We start from the raw sequence: 16,487 nt of genomic DNA on the forward strand, positions 1-16,487 counted from the left end.
CCGCCGCCTCAGGCGCGCGGGGCTTCGCGCACCATGCGCTCGAACTGCTCGAAGGGCAGCCCGCCGGTGTGCAGGCGCGAGTTGAACAGGAAGGAGGGGGTGGCGCGGATCTGCCAGCGCTGCTCCGCCTCCAGCCGCTGCTGGAGGATGCCGCGGTGGAACTCCTGGTCGGCCGCCACCGCGTCGAAGCTGCGCGCGTCCATGCCGGCCAGCGCGGCGAGGCGCTGCAGCTCCTCGCGCTGGCGGCCCTGGGCGAAGGCCCAGCGATCCTGGGTCTGGAACAGGGTGGAGAGGAAGGGCTCGTAGCGGTCCTCGGGCATGGCGCGCGCCACGGCGGCGGCCAGCAGCGCCACCCCGTCCAGCGGGAAATCCCGCCAGACGAGGCGGATGCGGCCCGTTTCGACCAGCTCGCGCCTCACGCGCGGCCAGACATTGTTGTGGAAGTTCGCGCAATGCCCGCAGGTGAGGGAGAAGAACTCCGTCACCACCACGGGCGCGGAGGCCTGACCGACGCCGCGCGGGCCGAGCCGCCCATCCTGCGCCAGGGCCGGCGCGGCCAGCGGCAGGGCGGCGGCGGCGAGGCCGAGCGTGCGGCGCGAGAGGATCATGGGAGGCTCCTTTCCGGTTGCGGGGAGTTTACCCGGCCCCGCCGCGCCCCCTCAATCCCGCTCGCCCGGCAGCCGCGCGGCGAGCCGCGCCAGCGCGGCCTTCAGCTCGCCCTCCGGCAGGGCGGCGAGGCGCTCGGCCAGCGGCGCGGGCAGGGGGCGCTCCGGCGGCGGGGCCATGGGGCGGGCCGGCGGCGCGGCCCGCGGGGCGCGCTGGACGAAGGCGAGGCGCTGCACCGCCGCCCGGCCCAGATGCGCGTTGATCCGCTCGATCAGCACCGGGGCGCAGAGGCCGAGCTCCATCGCCGCCGGCCCCGTGCAGGCGAGGGTGAGCGTGCCGCGCGCGAGCTTCACCGGCTCGGCCAGCGGCGCAAGGCGGGGGCCGAGCATCTCCGCCCAGTCGGCCATGATCTGCGCGGCGGCGGGGCTGCGGCGGCGGAAGGCGGGCCGGGCGAGGCGCGGGATGATCGCGCCCAGTTCCTGCACGCCGCGGCGGGGCGGCTCGGGGCTGGACAGCGCCGGCGCTTGCCCTTTCCTGCTGCCCGCCATGCACCCCCCCGCCGAAGCCCTGCTCGCCTGGTACGACCGCCACGCACGGTCCCTGCCCTGGCGCGGCAGCCGCGACCCATACCGCATCTGGGTCAGCGAGGTCATGCTGCAGCAGACCACCGTGGCCGCGGTGGGGCCGCGCTACGCCCGCTTCCTCGCGCGCTTTCCCGATGCCGCGGCGCTGGCGCGGGCGGAGTGGGCGGAACTGGCCGAGGAATGGGCGGGCCTCGGCTACTATGCGCGCGCGCGCCACCTGCACCGGGCGGCGCGCGCCATCGCGGCGGGCGGCATGCCGCGCGACGCCGCGGGCTGGCGCGCCCTGCCCGGCATCGGCCCCTACACCGCCGCGGCCATCGCCGCCATCGCCCATGACGAGCCCGTGGTGCCGGTGGACGGCAATGTGGAGCGCGTCATGGCCCGGCTCTTCGCCGTCGAGGCGCCCCTGCCCGGCGCGCGCCGCGCGCTGGCGGCGCTGGCGGAGGGCTTCGCGGCGCAGCCCGCCATGCGCGCCCGGCCCGGGGATTTCGCCCAGGCGCTGTTCGACCTGGGCGCCACGCTCTGCACGCCCCGGGCCCCGGCCTGCGCCCTCTGCCCCTGGCGCGCCCCATGCCGGGGCCATGCGGCGGGGATGGCGGCCGCGCTGCCGCGCAAGGCGCCGAAACCGCCGCGCGCCGCCCTCCACGGGGTGCATTTCGCGCTGACCGACGGCGCCGGGCGGCTGCTGCTGGAGCGCCGGCCCGAGGGCGGGCTGCTGGGCGGGATGCTCGGCCTGCCCGGCACGCCCTGGCGCGCCCGCCCCTGGGAGGAGGCCGAGGCGATGGCCCACGCCCCGCTGCCGGGGGTCAACTGGCGGCCCCTGCCCGGCGCGGCGCGGCACATCCTCACGCACCGGGAGCTGCGCCTGCGGCTCTATGCCGGCGCAACCCCCCGCCTGCCGCCGGGGATGGAGTCGTTGCCCGCCCGGGAGGCGGCCCCCGCCCTGCCCGCCGCCATGCGCAAGCTGCTGCGCCTGCTCGGCCCCGGCGCGGGATTCACGGGCGCTTAAGCCAGGGCTGCGAGGCTGCGCGCGCGGCAGAAGGCCGCGGCGCACGGACGGGGCACGGGCTTGGCCAGGCGGGGCAAGGATCAGGGCGGCACGATCGTCCTCAAGAGGATCGAGGAAGGCGGCCATGGCCACCATGGCGGCGCCTGGAAGGTCGCCTACGCCGATTTCGTGACCGCCATGATGGCCTTCTTCCTGCTGATGTGGCTGCTCAACGCCACCACGGAGGAACAGCGCCGCGGCCTTGCGGATTTCTTCAACCCCTCCAATGCCATGGCCACCGGCCAGTCGGGCCTCGCCCAGCCCTTCGGCGGGCGCACGCCGCACAGCGTGGGCCAGATGGTCTCGGACACGGGCGCGATCCGCCTGGAACGCGGCCCGCGCCCCACCCAGTCCGAATCCGAGGATGAGGAGGTGGAGCCCCCCGTCGCCAGCCAGCCCAACCCCAACGCCCCCCCGGGCGAGGAGGACGCCGCGCCGCCCCGCCGCGTCGCGGAGGGCGGAAGCATGGCGACGGGCGAGGCCCAGGCCGGCGATCAGGCCGCCGGCGAACAGGCCGCCCATGAGGCGCGGGAGCTTCCGCCCCCCCTGCCCCCCAGCGCCGCCGAGGCGGCCGAGCGCGCGCGGCTGATCGAGGCCGCCGAGCGCGAGCAGCAGCGGCTGGAGGAGGCCGCCGACACGCTGCGCGCCGCCTTCCTGGGCGACCCGCAGCTTGCGGAGATCGCCCGCCACATCCTGGTGGAGATCGTCCCCGAGGGGCTGCGCATCCAGCTTCTGGAGAGCGACGGCACGCCGATGTTCGCGACCGGCGGCAGCCAGCCCACCGAGCGCGTGCGCCAGGCCATCCGCCAGATCGCGCGCAGCACCGCGGGGCTGCAGAACCCGCTGACCATCACCGGCCACACCGACAGCGCGCCCTTCCGCGGCGCCGGCCGCACGAACTGGGAGCTGTCGGCCGAGCGCGCCAACGCCGCGCGCCGCCTGCTGACGGAGGCGGGCGTGGCGGAATCCCGCCTGCGCGGCGTGACCGGCATGGCCGACCGCGAGCCGCTGCTGCCCGGCCAGCCCCAGGCCGCCGCCAACCGGCGCGTGGCCATCACGCTGCTGCGCGAGGCGCCGCTGCCCCGATGACCTCCATCCTCGGCTTCGTCTTCCTGCTCGCGATGGTCTTCGGCGGCTACGTGATCGCCGGGGGCAAGTTCGGCATCATCATCGGGGCCCTGCCCTTCGAGATGATGATGATCGGCGGCGCGGCCATCGGCGCCTTCCTGATGGCGAACTCGATGCACGACGTGAAGCACACGCTCGCGGGCTTCGGGAAGATCCTCAAGGGCGGGCGCTTCAAGCAGCAGGACTACACGGATCTGCTCTCGCTGCTCTACTTCTTCGTCCGCCTCGCGCAGACCAAGGGCGCGATGGCGCTGGAGCCGCACATCGAGAAGCCCGAGGAAAGCGCGGCCTTCCAGAAATACCCGAAGATCCTCGCCGACCACCACGCCACGGTGCTGATCTGCGACTATCTGCGCATGGTGGGCATGAACGCCGACGATCCGCACCAGATCGAGGACGCGATGGCGCGGGAGCTGAAGAAGATCAAGGAGGAGGAGCTCCACCCCTCGCACGCCATGCAGTCCATCGCGGATGCGCTGCCCGCGCTCGGCATCGTCGCCGCCGTGCTCGGCGTGATCAAGACCATGGGCTCAATCGACCAGCCTCCCGCGGTTCTCGGCAAGATGATCGGCGGCGCGCTGGTGGGCACCTTCCTCGGCGTGCTGCTCGCCTACGGGCTGATGGGGCCGCTCGCCGCGCGGCTGAAGGGCGTGGTGGAGGAGGAGAGCGCCTATTACGAGGTGATCCGCGCCGTCATCGTCGCGCATCTGCACGGCAACGCGCCGCAGGTCTCGGTCGAGGCGGGGCGCAAGGTCGCCCCCTCCCAGCACATGCCGAGCTTCCAGGAACTCGACGCCGCGCTGCAGGAACTCAGCATCGCCTGACGCCCGCGGCTTGACGGCGGGCGGGGGCCGGGGCACCGGCGCGGCATGGAGCTGCCCGACTTCCAGCGCGCCCAGGCGCGCTCGCCCTTCCATGAGCTGCTCGGCATCCGCGTCGTGCTGTGGGAGGAGGGCTTCGCCCGGCTGCTCTGCACGCCGGGGCCCATGCACGCCAACCGCTCGGGCATCGTCCATGGCGGGGTGATGCTCGCGCTGCTCGACCAGGCCAACGCCTTCGCGGGGCTGCATTGCCCGCATCCCGGGCGGCGGCGGCACGCGGTGACGCTCGACCTCGACACGCGCTTCACCGGCCAGGCGCGGCTCGGCGTGCCGCTGATCGCCGAGGGCAGGCTGGTCACCGCCGGGCGCAACGTGTTCTTCGCGCGCGGCGAGGTGCGCGACGAGGCGGGCGCGCTGATCGCCTTCGGCGCCTCCACCCACCGCTACCGCAGCGGCAGCCACACGCCCGAGGGCGTGCCCGTGGCGGAGGCGCCGGGCTAGAGCGCGATCCGCGAAGGCGGAAGCGCCGCGGCGGTGGATCGCCCTCTCGGCAAGGGCTGGAGCATGATCCGCGACATCGGATGATGGTCTAGCGCCCCGCCGGCAGCCAGACGCGGAAGCAGGCGCCCTCGCCCGGCGTGCTCTCGATCAGAAGCTGCCCGCGGTGGCGGTTGAGGATGTGCTTGACGATGGCGAGGCCGAGCCCCGTGTTGCCCTCGCTGCGGGCGCGCCCGCGGTCCACGCGGTAGAAGCGCTCGGTCAGGCGGGGGATGTGCTCGGGCGCGATGCCGGGCCCGTCGTCGCGCACCGCGAAGACGAGCCCCGGCCGCCCGCCCTGGTCCTGCGGGACGGCGCAGAGCGTCACCTCGGCGCGCGCGTGGCGCAGCGCATTGTCCAGCAGGTTGCGCGCCACCTGGGCGATCTGGTCGGCGTCGGCCGGGGCGGCCGGGGGCAGCGCCTCGGAGAGAGAGAGGCGCAGCGCCACGCCGCGCCGGGCGAAGAGCGGCTCCATCGCCGCCGCCTCGGCGCGCAGCAGCCCCGCCACATCGGCGACGCCCGCGGGCGGCAGATGCTCGCTCGCCTCCACCCGCGACAGGCCGAGCAGATCGTCCACCAGCCGGCGCATGCGCTCGGACTGCTCGGCCATGATGGCGAGGAAGCGCTGCTGCGCCGCCGGGTCGTCGGCGGCAGGGCCGCGCAGCGTCTCGATCAGCCCGATGATGGAGGCGAGCGGCGTGCGCAGCTCGTGCGAGGCGTTGGCGACGAAATCCACCCGCATGCGCTCCACCGCCCGGGCGGCGGTGCGGTCGGTCAGCACCACGACGATCCGCCCGCCATCGGCGAGCGGCGGGTTCATGGAGAGCACCTGCGCCGTCAGCTCCCGCGTGACCGCGGCGGGGAGGGTGAGGTCGAGCTCCTGCGGCGCGCCCTCGGCCAGGGCGCGGTCCAGCGCCGCGGCCATCAGCGGATGGCGCAGCAGGGCGAGCAGCATGCTCTGCCCCGTGCCCACGCCGAACAGCCGCCGCGCCGCCCGGTTGGCGCGCAGCAGGGCGCGGTCGGGGCCGAGCACCAGCAGCGGATCGGGCAAGGCCTCGACGATCGCCTCGTCGGCGGCGCGGAGCTGCCCGACCAGTTCGGCGCGCGCCTGCAGCGAGCGGGTGAGCCGCGCGAGCCCCTCCTCGATCTCGCGCAGGCCGGGCAGGCCGGGCACGGGCAGGGGCGCGCTGAAGGGGCCCTGCTCGGTGGCGGCGCGGCGCAGCGAATCAGACAGCCGCGCAAGGCTGGACAGCCACAGCCAGCCGAGCACCCCCGCCGCCGCCGCGCAGCCCAGCAGCGCGAGCAGCCCCGGCAGCGGCGCGAGCTCGCCCAGCGCCATCAGCAGCAGCAGCGCCGCCCCCGGCGCCCCGGCGAGCAGCGCCGCGACCGCGAGCAGGCGCGGGAGGGTGACCATGCGGGCGGATCAGCTCCCCGCCGGGCCAGGCACCGGGGCGGGCTGCACCAGCATGGGTTCCCCCCCCGGGCGCAGCGCGAACAGGGCCAAGCCCCGCTGCACCTGCCCGCCCTCGAGCAGCCGCACCGGCCCATCCGCGCCGAGGAAGGCCATGCCGATGGGCGGCCTGCCCTCGCGCGCCGTGCGCGCGGCCAGGGCGGCCGCGTCATAGGCGGCGCCGGCCAGCCGGGGCGGGCGGCCCTCGAAGGCGGCGGCGTAGTGGCGGTCGAAGCGGTCGCGCCCCGCCGGATCGGGGCCGGGGAACAGGGCGCCGGCCAGGGCGGGCTCATTGCCGAGCCCGGGCTCGGCGGCCCAGAGCGTGGTGCCGAGCAGGCGCGGCGGGGCGGGCAGCGCGGCCAACGCCTGCGCGACGCCGCGGGCCGCCTCCCCGGCATGGCCGATCAGCACCGCCTGCGCCTCGCCCGCGCGCATCGCCTCGGCCGCGGCGCCGACATCCCCGCCCCGGCCCGCCAGATGGATCGCCGGCGCGGGCCAGCCCGCCAGCGAGGCGGTGGCGCGCATGGCGGCGGCGAGGCGCTGGCCGAAGGCGTCATCGGCCGCGACCAGGCCGAAGCGCCGCACCCCCTGCTCGCCCATCGCCTGCATCACGCGCCGGACCATCTGCGCGGGCGTGACGCCGAGCACCCAGACCTGGGCCGAGGCCTGGGTCTCGTCGGAGGTGAAGGCGAAGACAGGAAGCGCCGTCGCGCGCGCCACCGCCGCCGTCTCGCCCAGCGTGAGGGGCCCGGCCAGCGCCCGCGCGCCTTCCGCCGCCGCCGCGCGCGCCGCCGCCTCTGCCCCCGCGGGGGTGCCGCGCGTGTCGCGGGGCAGGAAGGCGATGCCGCGGTCGCCCTGGTCGTAGAGGGCGAGTTCCGCCGCCTGCAGCATGGCCTGGCCGAGCGGGGCGTTGCTGCCCGAGAGCGGCAGCAGCAGCCCCACCCGGGCGGTGACGGGGGCGGGCGCCGCCGCCGGGGGCGCCACCGGCATGGCCGCGGCGGGGCGCGTCGGCGCGGGGAAGGGGCGGCGCGGCTCTTGCGGGGCGCAGCCGATCAGCGGAAGGAACAGGGCCGCGAGCACGCACCAGGATGGAATCCGACACCGCATCCGACCTCCCTTCCCCCGCCCCCTTCGCCGGGGGCGGGCTCACGCTCGTCGCCACGCCCATCGGCAACATGGGCGATCTCTCCCCGCGCGCCGCCGCCGCCCTCGAATCGGCGGAGGCGGTGCTGTGCGAGGACAGCAGGGTAACCGGGAAGCTGCTCGCGCGGCAGGGCATCTCGGTGACGATGATCGCCCTGCACGACCACAACGAGGCGGAGCTCGCCCCGCGCCTCGTCGAGCGGATGCGCCAGGGCGCCCGCTTCGCCCTGGTCAGCGACGCCGGCACGCCGCTGCTCTCCGACCCCGGCTTCCGGCTGGTGCGCGCGGCGATCGCGGCGGGGCTGCCGGTGACGGCCATCCCGGGCCCGAGCGCGGCGCTGGCCGCCCTCACCCTCTCGGGGCTGCCGCCGCATCCTTTCCTGTTCCAGGGCTTCCTCCCGGCGAAGGAGGCGGCGCGGGCGGCCGAGATCGCGCGCCTGGCGGGGCTCGAGAGGGCGGGGCTTTCCGCCACGCTGGTCTTCTACGAGGCGCCGCACCGGCTCGCCGCCAGCCTCGCCGCCCTCGCCGAGGGGCTCGGGGCCGAGCGGCCCGCCGCGGTGGCGCGGGAGCTGACCAAGCGTTTCGAGGAGGTGCGGCGCGGCCCCCTGGGCGCGCTGGCCGCGCATTACGCGGCGCATGAGGCGCGCGGCGAGCTGGTGCTGTGCATCGGCCCGGCCCCTCCCCCGCCGCCCGCCGAGGGCGAGGCGCTGGACGCGCTGCTGCGCCGGGCCATGGACAGCCTCTCGCTGCGCGACGCGGCGGCGAGCGTGGCCGCCGCCACCGGGCTGCCCCGCAAGCGCGTCTATGCCCGGGCGCTGGAGCTGGCGGAGGATGCGGCCGGCGGCCGCGCCGCGACGCCGCGGGCCGGGGAACGACCTCCGGAATGACGCCGCGCCGGCGCATCCTCTGGGTGAACATCCTCTTCGGGGCGGGGCTCGCGCTCGGGCTGCCCTGGCTCGCGGGCGGGGTGCTCGCGCATCGCTGGGGGCCGGCGCGCGGCACGCTCTGGGCCACCCAGCACGCCTATGCGGTGCGCAGCTTCTGGATGGTGCTGGCGGGCGCGCTGGCCGCGCTGGCCGCCATGCCGGTGGGCGTGGCGGAGCCGCTGCTCATCCTCGTCTGGCTCTACGGCGCGGCGCGGGTGACGCGCGGCTTCCTGGCCTGGGAGCGCGAGGAATGGATCACCGACCCGGGGCGGTTTCTCTGACCTCCGACAGCGCCGCGTAGCGCGCGGGCGCCGCCTGCACCACGCGCCGGCCGAGCGCCACCGCCCCCGCGGGCAGGGCGGCGAACATGTCCTTCTCGGCCTCGATCAGCGTGACCCCGCCGAGGCGGCGGGCGAAGCGCCGCCCGCAGCGCTCCCACAGCCCCGCCCCGCGCAGGGCGAAGCGCCAGGGAAAGGGCGGCACGAAGAGCGCCGCCTCGCACCGCAGCACGTGGAAGAGCTGCGCCTCCAGCAGCCGCTGCAACTGCCCGCGCGAATAGGGGCGGCCCTGGCCGAAGGGGGTGTGGTCGAACAGCGCCCAGCAGCCCAGCCGGTTCGGCGCCACCACCAGCAGCCGCCCATCGTCGCGCAGCACGCGCCAGCATTCGCGCAGCAGGGGGCGGGCGCGTTCGCTCGCCTCCAGCCCGTGCACGAGCAGGATGCGGTCCAGGCTGCGGTCGGGCAGGGGCAGCTCGTGGTCGTCGGTCAGGGCGCAGCCGGGTGTGGGGCCGAAGCTCGCCGGCACCAGCGCGATGCGCCGGCCGCGCTGCCCGGCCCAGAGCCCCATGTAGGGCGCGGCCCAGCCGAGGCCGAGCAGATCGAGCCCCGTGCAGTCCGGCCAGAGCGCGGCGATGCGCTGGCCCAGCAGCCGCGCCGCCGCCTGGCCCGGCGGGCTGGCGTAGAACTCCGGCAGGGCGTGGACCTCTCCGCTCATGCGCGGGATATAGGCCGCGCCACGTCGCCGAGGGAGGCCGCCATGCCGCTCGCCATCGAGCCCATCCCCATCCTGCAGGACAACTACGCCTGGTTCCTGCGCGACGCGGCGACGGGCATGACCGCCGTGGCCGACGCCGCGGAAGCCGCGCCGGTCGCCGCCTTCATCGAGGCGCGGGGCGGGCGGCTCGACTGGCTGCTCATCACCCACCATCACGGCGACCACATCGCGGGCATCCCCGAACTCGCGGCGCGCTTCGGCGCGAGGATCGCCGGCGCGGCGGCGGACGCGCACCGGCTGCCGCCGCTCGACCTCGCCTTGAAGCCGGGCGATCGCTTCGCGCTCGGCGAGAGCGAGGCGGCGATCCTCGACAGCCCCGGCCACACGCGCGGGCACATCGCCTGGCATTTCCCCGACGGCCCGGCCGTGCTCTGCGGCGACACCCTGTTCGCCGCGGGCTGCGGGCGGCTGCTGGAGGGCACGGCGGAGGAGATGTTCGCCTCCCTCGCCGCGCTCGGCGCCCTGCCGCCCGAGACGCGCGTGTGCTGCGGGCACGAATACACCCTCGCGAACCTGCGCTTCGCCCGCCATGTCGAGCCCGCGAACGCCGCCATCGCCGCCTTCGCGGAAGAAGCCGAGGCGCTGCGCGCGCGCGGCCTGCCCACGGTGCCCACCACCATCGCCCTCGAGCGCGCGATCAACCCCTTCCTGCGCGCGAAGGACGTGGCGGAGCTTGCCGCCCGCCGCGCGGCGAAGGACAGTTTCCGCTGAGGAGGAACGCCATGCGAATCCACTATTCCGCCGCCAGCCCCTATGTCCGCAAATGCGTGGCGGTGGCGCTGCACCACGGGCTGCCGGTCGAGCGGGTGCCCTCCAACCCGCATCTCAGCCCCGATCACCTGCTGGCCGACAACCCGCTCTCCAAGGTGCCCTCGCTGGTGACGGACGAGGGGCTCGCGCTGAACGACAGCCCGATCATCTGCGAATACCTCGACCACATCGGCACGGGGCCCAAGCTCTTCCCCGCCCCCGGCCCGGCGCGCTGGAAGGCGCTCGCCATGGCCGCGCTGGCCGATGGCATCCTCGACGCGGCGGTGGGCCGGCGCCTCTCCTCGCAGTTCCCGCAGGACGAGGGGCGCCAGAAATACGACGCGCGCCAGAAGGCCGCCATCACCCGCGCCCTGGACGCCCTGGAAGCGGGCGAGCTTTCGGGCCCGCTCGACATCGGCAAGCTCGGCGTGGTCTGCGCGCTCGGCTACCTCGACTTCCGCTTCGGCCAGGAGGACTGGCGCGGCGGGCGCAGCAAGCTCGCGGCCTTCTACGAGGCCCAGCTCGGCAACCGCATCTTCGCGGACACCATGCCGCAGGGGTGAGGCCGCGATGAACCTGGCCGACCCCGCGCTGGAGGCGGCGGCGGTGATCGCCGCCCTCGGCCTCGCCCCGCACCCGGAGGGCGGGCATTTCCGCGAAATCTGGCGCGACGCTCCGCCGGGCGGCGGGCGCGGGGCGGGCACGGCCATCTATTTCCTGCTCGCCGCCGGCGAGCGCAGCCACTGGCACCGGGTGGACGCGGCCGAGGCCTGGCACTGGTATGCCGGGGCGCCGCTGGCGCTCGACCTCGCCCCGGAGCAGGGCGCGGCGGAGCGGCGGCTCCTCGGCCCCGATCTCGGGGCGGGCCAGGCGCCTTTCCGAATCGTCCCCCCGGGCTGGTGGCAGGCGGCGGAGACGCTCGGGCGCTGGACGCTGGTGGGCTGCACCGTCTCCCCCGCCTTCGAGTTCAGGGGCTTCGAGATGGCGCCGCCAGGCTGGGCGCCGGGAGAGGCGGCATGAGCACGAGCCTCGCCTGGGACGAGCGCTACGCGAGCGGCGATTTCCAGTTCGGCGAAGCGCCGAACGACTATCTGCGCGCCCAGTCCTGGCGCCTCCCGCCCGGCGGCCGCGCGCTGTGCGTGGGCGATGGCGAGGGGCGCAATGGCGTCTTCCTCGCCGGGCTCGGCCTTTCGGTCACGACCATCGACTGGTCGCCCGTCGGGGTGGAGAAGGCGCGGGCGCTGGCGGCGCGGCGCGGCGTGGCGCTGGACGCGCGGGTGGCGGACGCCGCCGCCTGGGACTACCCGGAAGCGGCCTTCGACCTCATCGCCTGGATCTACCTGCACCTGCCGCCTGCCGAGCGCGCCGCCGCCGCCGCCGGCTGCCTGCGCGCCCTGCGCCCGGGCGGGCTTCTGGTGCTGGAATGCTTCTCGCCCGCGCAGGAGGGGCGGCGCAGCGGCGGGCCCAAGCTGCCCGAGCTGCTGTGGAGCCGCGCCATCGCCGAATCCCTCTTCGCGCCGCTCGAGGTGATGGAGGTGACGGAGGGCGCCGTGCGCCTCGACGAGGGCCCGCGCCACCAGGGCCTGGCCGAGGTGGTGCGGGGCGTCTGGCGCAGGCCCTGATCCCCGCGCGGGGTTGGCGGGGCGGCCGCGCGGAGGGAAATCAGCGCGGGGTCGGCGGGGCGGCCGCGCGGGTGGAACACCACCGCGCGGGAACCATCCTCACCGCGCGGGCAGGCGCAGGCAGCGCGAGAGCGCGGCGCGGATGGCCGCCGCCGCGCCCTCGAGCCCCATCGCGCCCTGGGGGAAGCCGTCCAGGGCGATCTCCACCGCCCCCGCCCCGCCCGCCAGCAGCCGCGCGATCTCGGGCGCGCCCTGGGCGTCGGCGCGCCAGACGGGCTCGAGCGGGGTGTGGCGCAGGAAGGTGGCGGCGAGGCGCTGGCCGCCCGCCTCGAAGGCGATCTCGACCCGGGCGGGCATGGGCGAGCGGAACTCCGCCTCGACGATGGGGTTGAGCGGCCCGTCGCAGAACAGGGCGAGGCGGCGGAGCTGCCCGGGCCCCTCGCCCGCGGCGGTGGCCCGCCCCTGCGCCTCCAACCGCCAGGCGCCGGGCGCGGCCAGCGCCGCCCCCGCCCCGCCATGCTGCGGCGGGGATGGCGGCGGGCCGGGCGGCATCGCCACCTGCACGAAGCGGTTGCCGTCCCAGGCCATGGCCCGGTTGCCCAGCACCACCACATCCCGCTCCGGGCCGGGGCGGATCGCCACGCCCTCCACGAAGCCGTCGAAGACGCGCCGATAGCCCCCCGGCACGCTGACGAAGACCTGCACCGGGCAGGCCGCGCCGCGGCAGAAGGCGCCCGCCGCGCCGAGGCAGTTCACCCCCGCCACATCCACCACGAGATCGGGCACGCCATCGGGCGAGAGATTGGCCCGGCGCAGGAAATCCGGCCCGAACACCGGCGGCTGGCCGGAGCGGGCGAGGCAACCCTGGGTGAGCTCGCGCTTGAGCTGCTCGATCTCCGGCGGCTCGGCCGGCTGGCCGCGCGCGGGCGCGTCGAGCCCCGTCAGCAGCAGGGCGAGCAGGGCGGGCAGGAGGCGGGGGCGGCGCACCGCCCCATCATGCGGGCCGCGCCGCCCGGGTCAACGAGAGGATGAGATGGGGGCGCCTTCATACCAGCCAGCGCCGTGCGGCACCCACAGGGGGTCCGCCACGGCGACCGCTGCCATGACAGGCCCGGTTTGCGCCGGATCATTTGCGTGGCCGGCCGGCCTGTATTAAATGCGCCGCTTATCTAAGGCAGTGAGCATATATCTCTCCCGGAATGAGAGGCTTTGCTCCAGGCGAGGAGACCAAGCGGTGCGGCAATCTTGGACAGCGCTCGGGCGGCGCGGAGTTTTGGCGGGGGCAGGCGCGCTGCTGGCGCTGGGAGCGGGCGACGCGCCCCGGGCGGCGGTGCGCACGCGCGCGAAGATCCTCATCATCGGCGCCGGGGCGGCCGGTCTCGCCGCCGCCAACCGCCTCGTGCACCGGCTCGAGGGCGCGGAGATCACGCTGCTCGACAAGCGGCGGGAGCATCTCTACCAGCCAGGCTTCACGCTCGTCGCCGCCGGCATCAAGCCGCGCGACTACGTGCTCTCCACCACGCGGGAATACCTCTCCTCCGGCCTGAACCTCATCGAGGAATCCGCCGCCGAGATCGACCCGGTGGCGAAGACCGTCACCACCGACGCGGGGCGGCGCCTCTCCTACGACTTCCTGATCGTGGCCACCGGCCTCGAGCTCCACTACGAGGGCATCGAGGGGATGGACGTGAGCCGCATCGGCCAGAACGGCATGGGCAGCATCTATGCCGGCCCCGCCCAGGCCGAGGCCACCTGGCGCGCCATGTCCCAGTTCGCGGATCGCGGCGGCATCGGCGTCTTCCACCGCCCGGCCACCGAGATGAAATGCGCGGGCGCCCCGCTGAAATACGCCTTCCTGACCGAGGACGCGCTCTCGCGCCGCGGCAACCGCTCGCGCGCGGAGCTGATCTACCACGCGCACAACCGCGCGCTCTTCTCCGTGCCCATCGTGGCCGAGAAGGTGCGCATGCTCTACCAGCAGCGCGGCATCCCCGTGAACCACGAGCATGTGCTCACGCGCATCGACCTCGACCGGCGCATCGCCACCTTCCGCACGCCGCAGGGCGAGCGCGAGCAGCCCTACGACTTCATCAACGTGGTGCCGCCGATGCGCGCGCCCGCGGTCGTGCGCAACTCGCCCCTCGCCTGGCGCACGGGCCCCTGGCGGGCCGAGGGCTGGGCGGAGGTGGACCGCGGCACGCTGCGCCACGTCGTCTTCCCCGAGGTGTTCTGCGTGGGCGACATCGCGGGCGTGCCCAAGGGCAAGACGGCCGCCAGCGTGAAGTGGCAGGTGCCGGTGGCGGTGGATCACCTCGTCGCCAGCATCGAGGGCCGCAGCAGCGCCGAACGCTATGAGGGCTACACCTCCTGCCCGCTGATCACCCGCGTGGGGCGGGCGCTGCTGGTGGAGTTCGACTACCAGGACAATCTCACGCCCTCCTTCCCCGGCGTCATCGCGCCGCTGGAGGAGCTCTGGATCACCTGGATGATGAAGGTGGTGGGGCTGAAGCCGACCTACCTCGCCATGCTGCGCGGCCGCGCCTGAGAGGGAGGAAAGGCCATGAAGGATCTCGACATCGCAACCCTGCTCGCCGTGTTCCAGGAGATGCTGGGCTGGACGCTGTGGCCGCTCCTCCTGCTGGCGGCGGCGGCCACCATCGCCTTCGTCTTCGTGCTGCTGCGCGACCGCGGGGTGGTGGCCCGCCGCCTCGTCTGGGCCGAGGCCATCGGCGTCGCGGGCGGCGTGGCCGCCGTGCTGATCATGCAGGCCGTGACCTATTCGCGCTTCGCCGATCTCGGCGGGCCGGTGGACTGGCTGCTGGTGGTGGGCATCTTCGTCGCGGGGCTGATCGGCAGCGCGGTGGGGGCCTATGCGGTGATGGGGCTGTTCTCGCGCGCGCCGGAACGCGAGGCGCGGGCGGCGACGACCGGAAAGGAGCTGCGCGCATGATCACCCGTTCCCTCGCGGCGCTGGCCCTGGCGATGGGCCTCGCCTTCTCCCCCGTCGCGCGGGCGGATGCGCCGCCGCGCGTCCTCGCCCTCGTCACCTCGGCCGATCCGCAGGTGCAGGGCATGGCCTTCGTGCTGCTCAACCAGATGCGCCAGCAGGGTGTCACGGTGGAGGTGATGCTCTGCGGCGCGGCCGGGGATCTGGCGCGGCGCGACGCCCCGGCGGGCGAGCCGCTCCGGCCGATCAACGCGAGCCCCGCGCAGATGTTCCGCAACCTCGTCCAGGCGGGCGTGCGCGCCGAGGTCTGCGCCCTCTACCTGCCCAATGCGGGGGTGGGGCCCGAGGCGCTGATCGAGGGGGTGCGCCCCGCCGCGCCGCCCGACATGGCCCGGCGCATGCTGGTGGCGGCGACGCGCGTGCTGCCCTTCTGACCATGCACCTCGTCTGCCCGCATTGCGACGCGGTGAACCGGGTGCCCGAGGCGCGGCTCGGCGAGGGGCCGCGCTGCGGCGCCTGCCACGCCGCGCTGTTCGAGGGCAAGCCCGTGGCGCTGGACGCCGCGCGCTTCCGCCACCACCGGGCGAAGAACGACATCCCGCTGCTGGTGGATTTCTGGGCCTCCTGGTGCGGCCCCTGCCGCGCCATGGCCCCGCAGTTCGAGGCGGCGGCGAAGCTGCTGGAACCCCGGCTGCGCCTCGCCAAGCTCTCGACCGAGGAGGCGCCGGATGTGGCGGCCGAGCTCGGCGTCACCGGCATCCCGCTGCTCGTCCTGTTCAAGGGCGGGCGGGAGGTGGCGCGCCAGGCGGGTGCGATGCCCGCCCGCCAGATCGCCGCATGGGCCGAGGCCCATCTCTGACCCTTTCCACGCAGCCTGAAGGAGACCGCATGACCCCTCGTCGCGCCCTGCTCGCCCTGCCGCTCCTTGCGCTGCCCGGAACGCTCCGGGCCCAGGCGGCGCCCATCCGCTGCTTCGGCCCGGGCGGGCCCGCCCCGGCGATGAACGCCGCCGCCACCGCCTTCCGCACCGCCACGGGCGTGGCCGTCGAGATCGTCTCCGGCCCCACCCCGCAATGGGCCGACCGCGTGCCCGCCGAGGCCGATCTGCTCTTCTCCGGCGCCGAGTACATGATGGACGAGTTCGTGGCGCGCTGGCGCGAGGCGGTGGACCCGGCCACCCGCCGCACCCTGTTCCTGCGCCCCTCGGCGCTGCTGGTCCGCCGGGGCAATCCGCGCGGCTACACCGGGCTGCGCGACCTGCTCTCCCGCCCGCCCGCCGAGGCGCGCATCCTCGCCACCGGCGGCGCCGGCCAGATGGCGCTGTGGGAGGATGTGGCCGGCCGCACCGGGGACATCGCCCTGCTGCGCGCGATGCGCGAGCGCATCGTGATGGTGGCGCCCAACACCGGCGCGGCCCAGCGCGAGTGGCGCGAGAAGCCCGACGCCTACGATGTCTGGCTCGTCTGGAACCACTGGCAGATCGCCGCCCCCAACTACGCCGACATCGTGGAGATCGAGGAGCCCTTCCGCATCTGGCGCGCCGCCGGGTCGGTGCTGACGCGCCGCGGCGCGGCGCGCGAGGAGGTGCGGCGCTTCGACGCCTTCCTCGCCGGGCCCGAGGGCGCGGCGGCCTTCCGCCGCTTCGGCTGGCAGGCCTGAGCGGCCGCGCACGCGGCATGATGCGGGCGGCAGCACATGCCGCCCGCCAACCCGGCGGACGCGACGATCTCGGTCGCTCGGCCGTCCGTATCATACCAGCGGCCGCTGATTTCGACTCCTGAGCAGGCGGTGCGGCCGCTGGTATGGCCTTGTTTTCGCGCGCAGCCGCCACGCCAACCCTGCGCGCGATACGGTCGGCATCTCATGCCGACC

At 75.5% G+C, this 16,487-nt stretch carries 21 protein-coding genes; 15 read left to right on the forward strand and 6 right to left on the reverse strand.

Features of this window, described 5'->3' with window-relative positions; genetic code table 11:
* Nucleotides 1-8 precede the first annotated feature (8 nt).
* Both H596_RS0110675 and H596_RS0110680 read right to left on the reverse strand, forming a co-directional pair.
* A complete protein-coding gene (locus H596_RS0110675; RefSeq protein ID WP_027284885.1) occupies nt 9-608 on the reverse strand; it encodes a DsbA family protein in 600 nt (199 codons plus the stop codon).
* 51 nt (nt 609-659) lie between these two features.
* A complete protein-coding gene (locus H596_RS0110680; RefSeq protein WP_027284886.1) occupies nt 660-1,091 on the reverse strand; it encodes a DUF721 domain-containing protein in 432 nt (143 codons plus the stop codon).
* 61 nt (nt 1,092-1,152) lie between these two features.
* Here H596_RS0110680 and H596_RS0110685 point away from each other — a divergent pair, with 61 nt between their 5' ends.
* The 4 genes from H596_RS0110685 to H596_RS0110700 all read left to right on the forward strand — a co-directional run bounded on the left by H596_RS0110685 (nt 1,153) and on the right by H596_RS0110700 (nt 4,688).
* Nucleotides 1,153-2,199 carry an A/G-specific adenine glycosylase gene (locus H596_RS0110685; RefSeq protein WP_037300963.1) on the forward strand — a complete coding sequence of 349 codons (1,047 nt, stop codon included), beginning with the start codon at nt 1,153-1,155 and terminating at the stop codon, nt 2,197-2,199.
* Between the two features lie 93 nt (nt 2,200-2,292).
* Nucleotides 2,293-3,327 (forward strand): flagellar motor protein MotB, encoded by a 1,035-nt coding sequence (locus H596_RS0110690; protein WP_456307599.1) that lies wholly within the window; start codon nt 2,293-2,295, stop codon nt 3,325-3,327.
* Nucleotides 3,324-4,190: a flagellar motor stator protein MotA gene (gene motA / locus H596_RS0110695; protein ID WP_027284889.1), complete on the forward strand. Its 867-nt coding sequence runs from the start codon at nt 3,324-3,326 to the stop codon at nt 4,188-4,190. Before H596_RS0110690 ends, motA begins: the two co-directional genes overlap by 4 nt.
* Before the next feature lie 45 nt (nt 4,191-4,235).
* Entirely contained in the window at nt 4,236-4,688 is a 453-nt protein-coding gene (locus H596_RS0110700) for a PaaI family thioesterase (RefSeq protein WP_037300932.1), read from the forward strand.
* An 88-nt stretch (nt 4,689-4,776) separates the two neighbouring features.
* Here H596_RS0110700 and H596_RS0110705 read toward each other — a convergent pair whose 3' ends face one another.
* Both H596_RS0110705 and H596_RS0110710 read right to left on the reverse strand, forming a co-directional pair.
* Nucleotides 4,777-6,138 carry an ATP-binding protein gene (locus H596_RS0110705; RefSeq protein WP_027284891.1) on the reverse strand — a complete coding sequence of 454 codons (1,362 nt, stop codon included), beginning with the start codon at nt 6,136-6,138 and terminating at the stop codon, nt 4,777-4,779.
* A gap of 9 nt (nt 6,139-6,147) precedes the next feature.
* Nucleotides 6,148-7,254: a penicillin-binding protein activator gene (locus H596_RS0110710; protein ID WP_051212794.1), complete on the reverse strand. Its 1,107-nt coding sequence runs from the start codon at nt 7,252-7,254 to the stop codon at nt 6,148-6,150.
* Nucleotides 7,255-7,262: 8 nt separating this feature from the next.
* Between H596_RS0110710 and rsmI the strand changes: the two genes are divergently transcribed.
* Together rsmI and H596_RS0110720 are read left to right on the forward strand one after the other, a co-directional pair.
* On the forward strand, nt 7,263-8,204 hold the full coding sequence (gene rsmI, locus H596_RS21085) for a 16S rRNA (cytidine(1402)-2'-O)-methyltransferase (protein ID WP_051212796.1): 942 nt from the start codon (nt 7,263-7,265) through the stop codon (nt 8,202-8,204).
* Nucleotides 8,201-8,524, forward strand: coding sequence for a hypothetical protein (locus H596_RS0110720; protein WP_027284893.1), 324 nt, complete (start codon nt 8,201-8,203; stop codon nt 8,522-8,524). The genes rsmI and H596_RS0110720 overlap by 4 nt, the downstream gene beginning before the upstream one ends.
* Here H596_RS0110720 and H596_RS21090 read toward each other — a convergent pair.
* Nucleotides 8,499-9,236 carry a methyltransferase domain-containing protein gene (locus H596_RS21090; protein WP_037300935.1) on the reverse strand — a complete coding sequence of 246 codons (738 nt, stop codon included), beginning with the start codon at nt 9,234-9,236 and terminating at the stop codon, nt 8,499-8,501. The genes H596_RS0110720 and H596_RS21090 overlap by 26 nt on opposite strands.
* 42 nt (nt 9,237-9,278) lie before the next feature.
* Here H596_RS21090 and gloB point away from each other — a divergent pair, with 42 nt between their 5' ends.
* From gloB to H596_RS0110745, 4 genes are read left to right on the forward strand one after another with little or no spacing between them, the layout of a single operon-like run.
* A complete protein-coding gene (gloB, locus tag H596_RS0110730; RefSeq protein WP_027284894.1) occupies nt 9,279-10,007 on the forward strand; it encodes a hydroxyacylglutathione hydrolase in 729 nt (242 codons plus the stop codon).
* An 11-nt stretch (nt 10,008-10,018) separates the two neighbouring features.
* Nucleotides 10,019-10,609, forward strand: coding sequence for a glutathione S-transferase N-terminal domain-containing protein (locus H596_RS0110735; RefSeq protein ID WP_027284895.1), 591 nt, complete (start codon nt 10,019-10,021; stop codon nt 10,607-10,609).
* 7 nt (nt 10,610-10,616) lie between these two features.
* The gene (locus tag H596_RS0110740) at nt 10,617-11,066 is read left to right on the forward strand and encodes a cupin domain-containing protein (protein ID WP_027284896.1); all 450 of its coding nucleotides are present in this window, start codon (nt 10,617-10,619) and stop codon (nt 11,064-11,066) included.
* Nucleotides 11,063-11,668 (forward strand): SAM-dependent methyltransferase, encoded by a 606-nt coding sequence (locus tag H596_RS0110745; RefSeq protein ID WP_027284897.1) that lies wholly within the window; start codon nt 11,063-11,065, stop codon nt 11,666-11,668. Before H596_RS0110740 ends, H596_RS0110745 begins: the two co-directional genes overlap by 4 nt.
* 99 nt (nt 11,669-11,767) lie before the next feature.
* On the opposite strand, the gene H596_RS22910 is transcribed toward H596_RS0110745, so the two are convergent.
* A complete protein-coding gene (locus H596_RS22910) occupies nt 11,768-12,655 on the reverse strand; it encodes a hypothetical protein (RefSeq protein ID WP_027284898.1) in 888 nt (295 codons plus the stop codon).
* Between the two features lie 286 nt (nt 12,656-12,941).
* On the opposite strand from H596_RS22910, the gene H596_RS0110755 reads away from it, so the two are divergent.
* From H596_RS0110755 to H596_RS0110775, 5 genes are read left to right on the forward strand one after another with little or no spacing between them, the layout of a single operon-like run.
* Nucleotides 12,942-14,213, forward strand: a complete 1,272-nt coding sequence (locus H596_RS0110755; RefSeq protein ID WP_245583991.1) for an NAD(P)/FAD-dependent oxidoreductase — start codon at nt 12,942-12,944, stop codon at nt 14,211-14,213.
* Between the two features lie 15 nt (nt 14,214-14,228).
* Nucleotides 14,229-14,618: a DUF5368 domain-containing protein gene (locus H596_RS0110760; RefSeq protein WP_027284900.1), complete on the forward strand. Its 390-nt coding sequence runs from the start codon at nt 14,229-14,231 to the stop codon at nt 14,616-14,618.
* Nucleotides 14,615-15,049 carry a DsrE family protein gene (locus tag H596_RS0110765; protein ID WP_051212797.1) on the forward strand — a complete coding sequence of 145 codons (435 nt, stop codon included), beginning with the start codon at nt 14,615-14,617 and terminating at the stop codon, nt 15,047-15,049. Before H596_RS0110760 ends, H596_RS0110765 begins: the two co-directional genes overlap by 4 nt.
* 2 nt (nt 15,050-15,051) lie before the next feature.
* On the forward strand, nt 15,052-15,474 hold the full coding sequence (gene trxC, locus H596_RS21100) for a thioredoxin TrxC (protein ID WP_037300938.1): 423 nt from the start codon (nt 15,052-15,054) through the stop codon (nt 15,472-15,474).
* 29 nt (nt 15,475-15,503) lie between these two features.
* Nucleotides 15,504-16,274, forward strand: a complete 771-nt coding sequence (locus H596_RS0110775) for a substrate-binding domain-containing protein (protein ID WP_027284902.1) — start codon at nt 15,504-15,506, stop codon at nt 16,272-16,274.
* Nucleotides 16,275-16,487: the final 213 nt, after the last annotated feature.

The organism is Rubritepida flocculans DSM 14296 (assembly GCF_000425365.1).
Classification (GTDB): Bacteria; Pseudomonadota; Alphaproteobacteria; order Acetobacterales; family Acetobacteraceae; genus Roseococcus; species Roseococcus flocculans.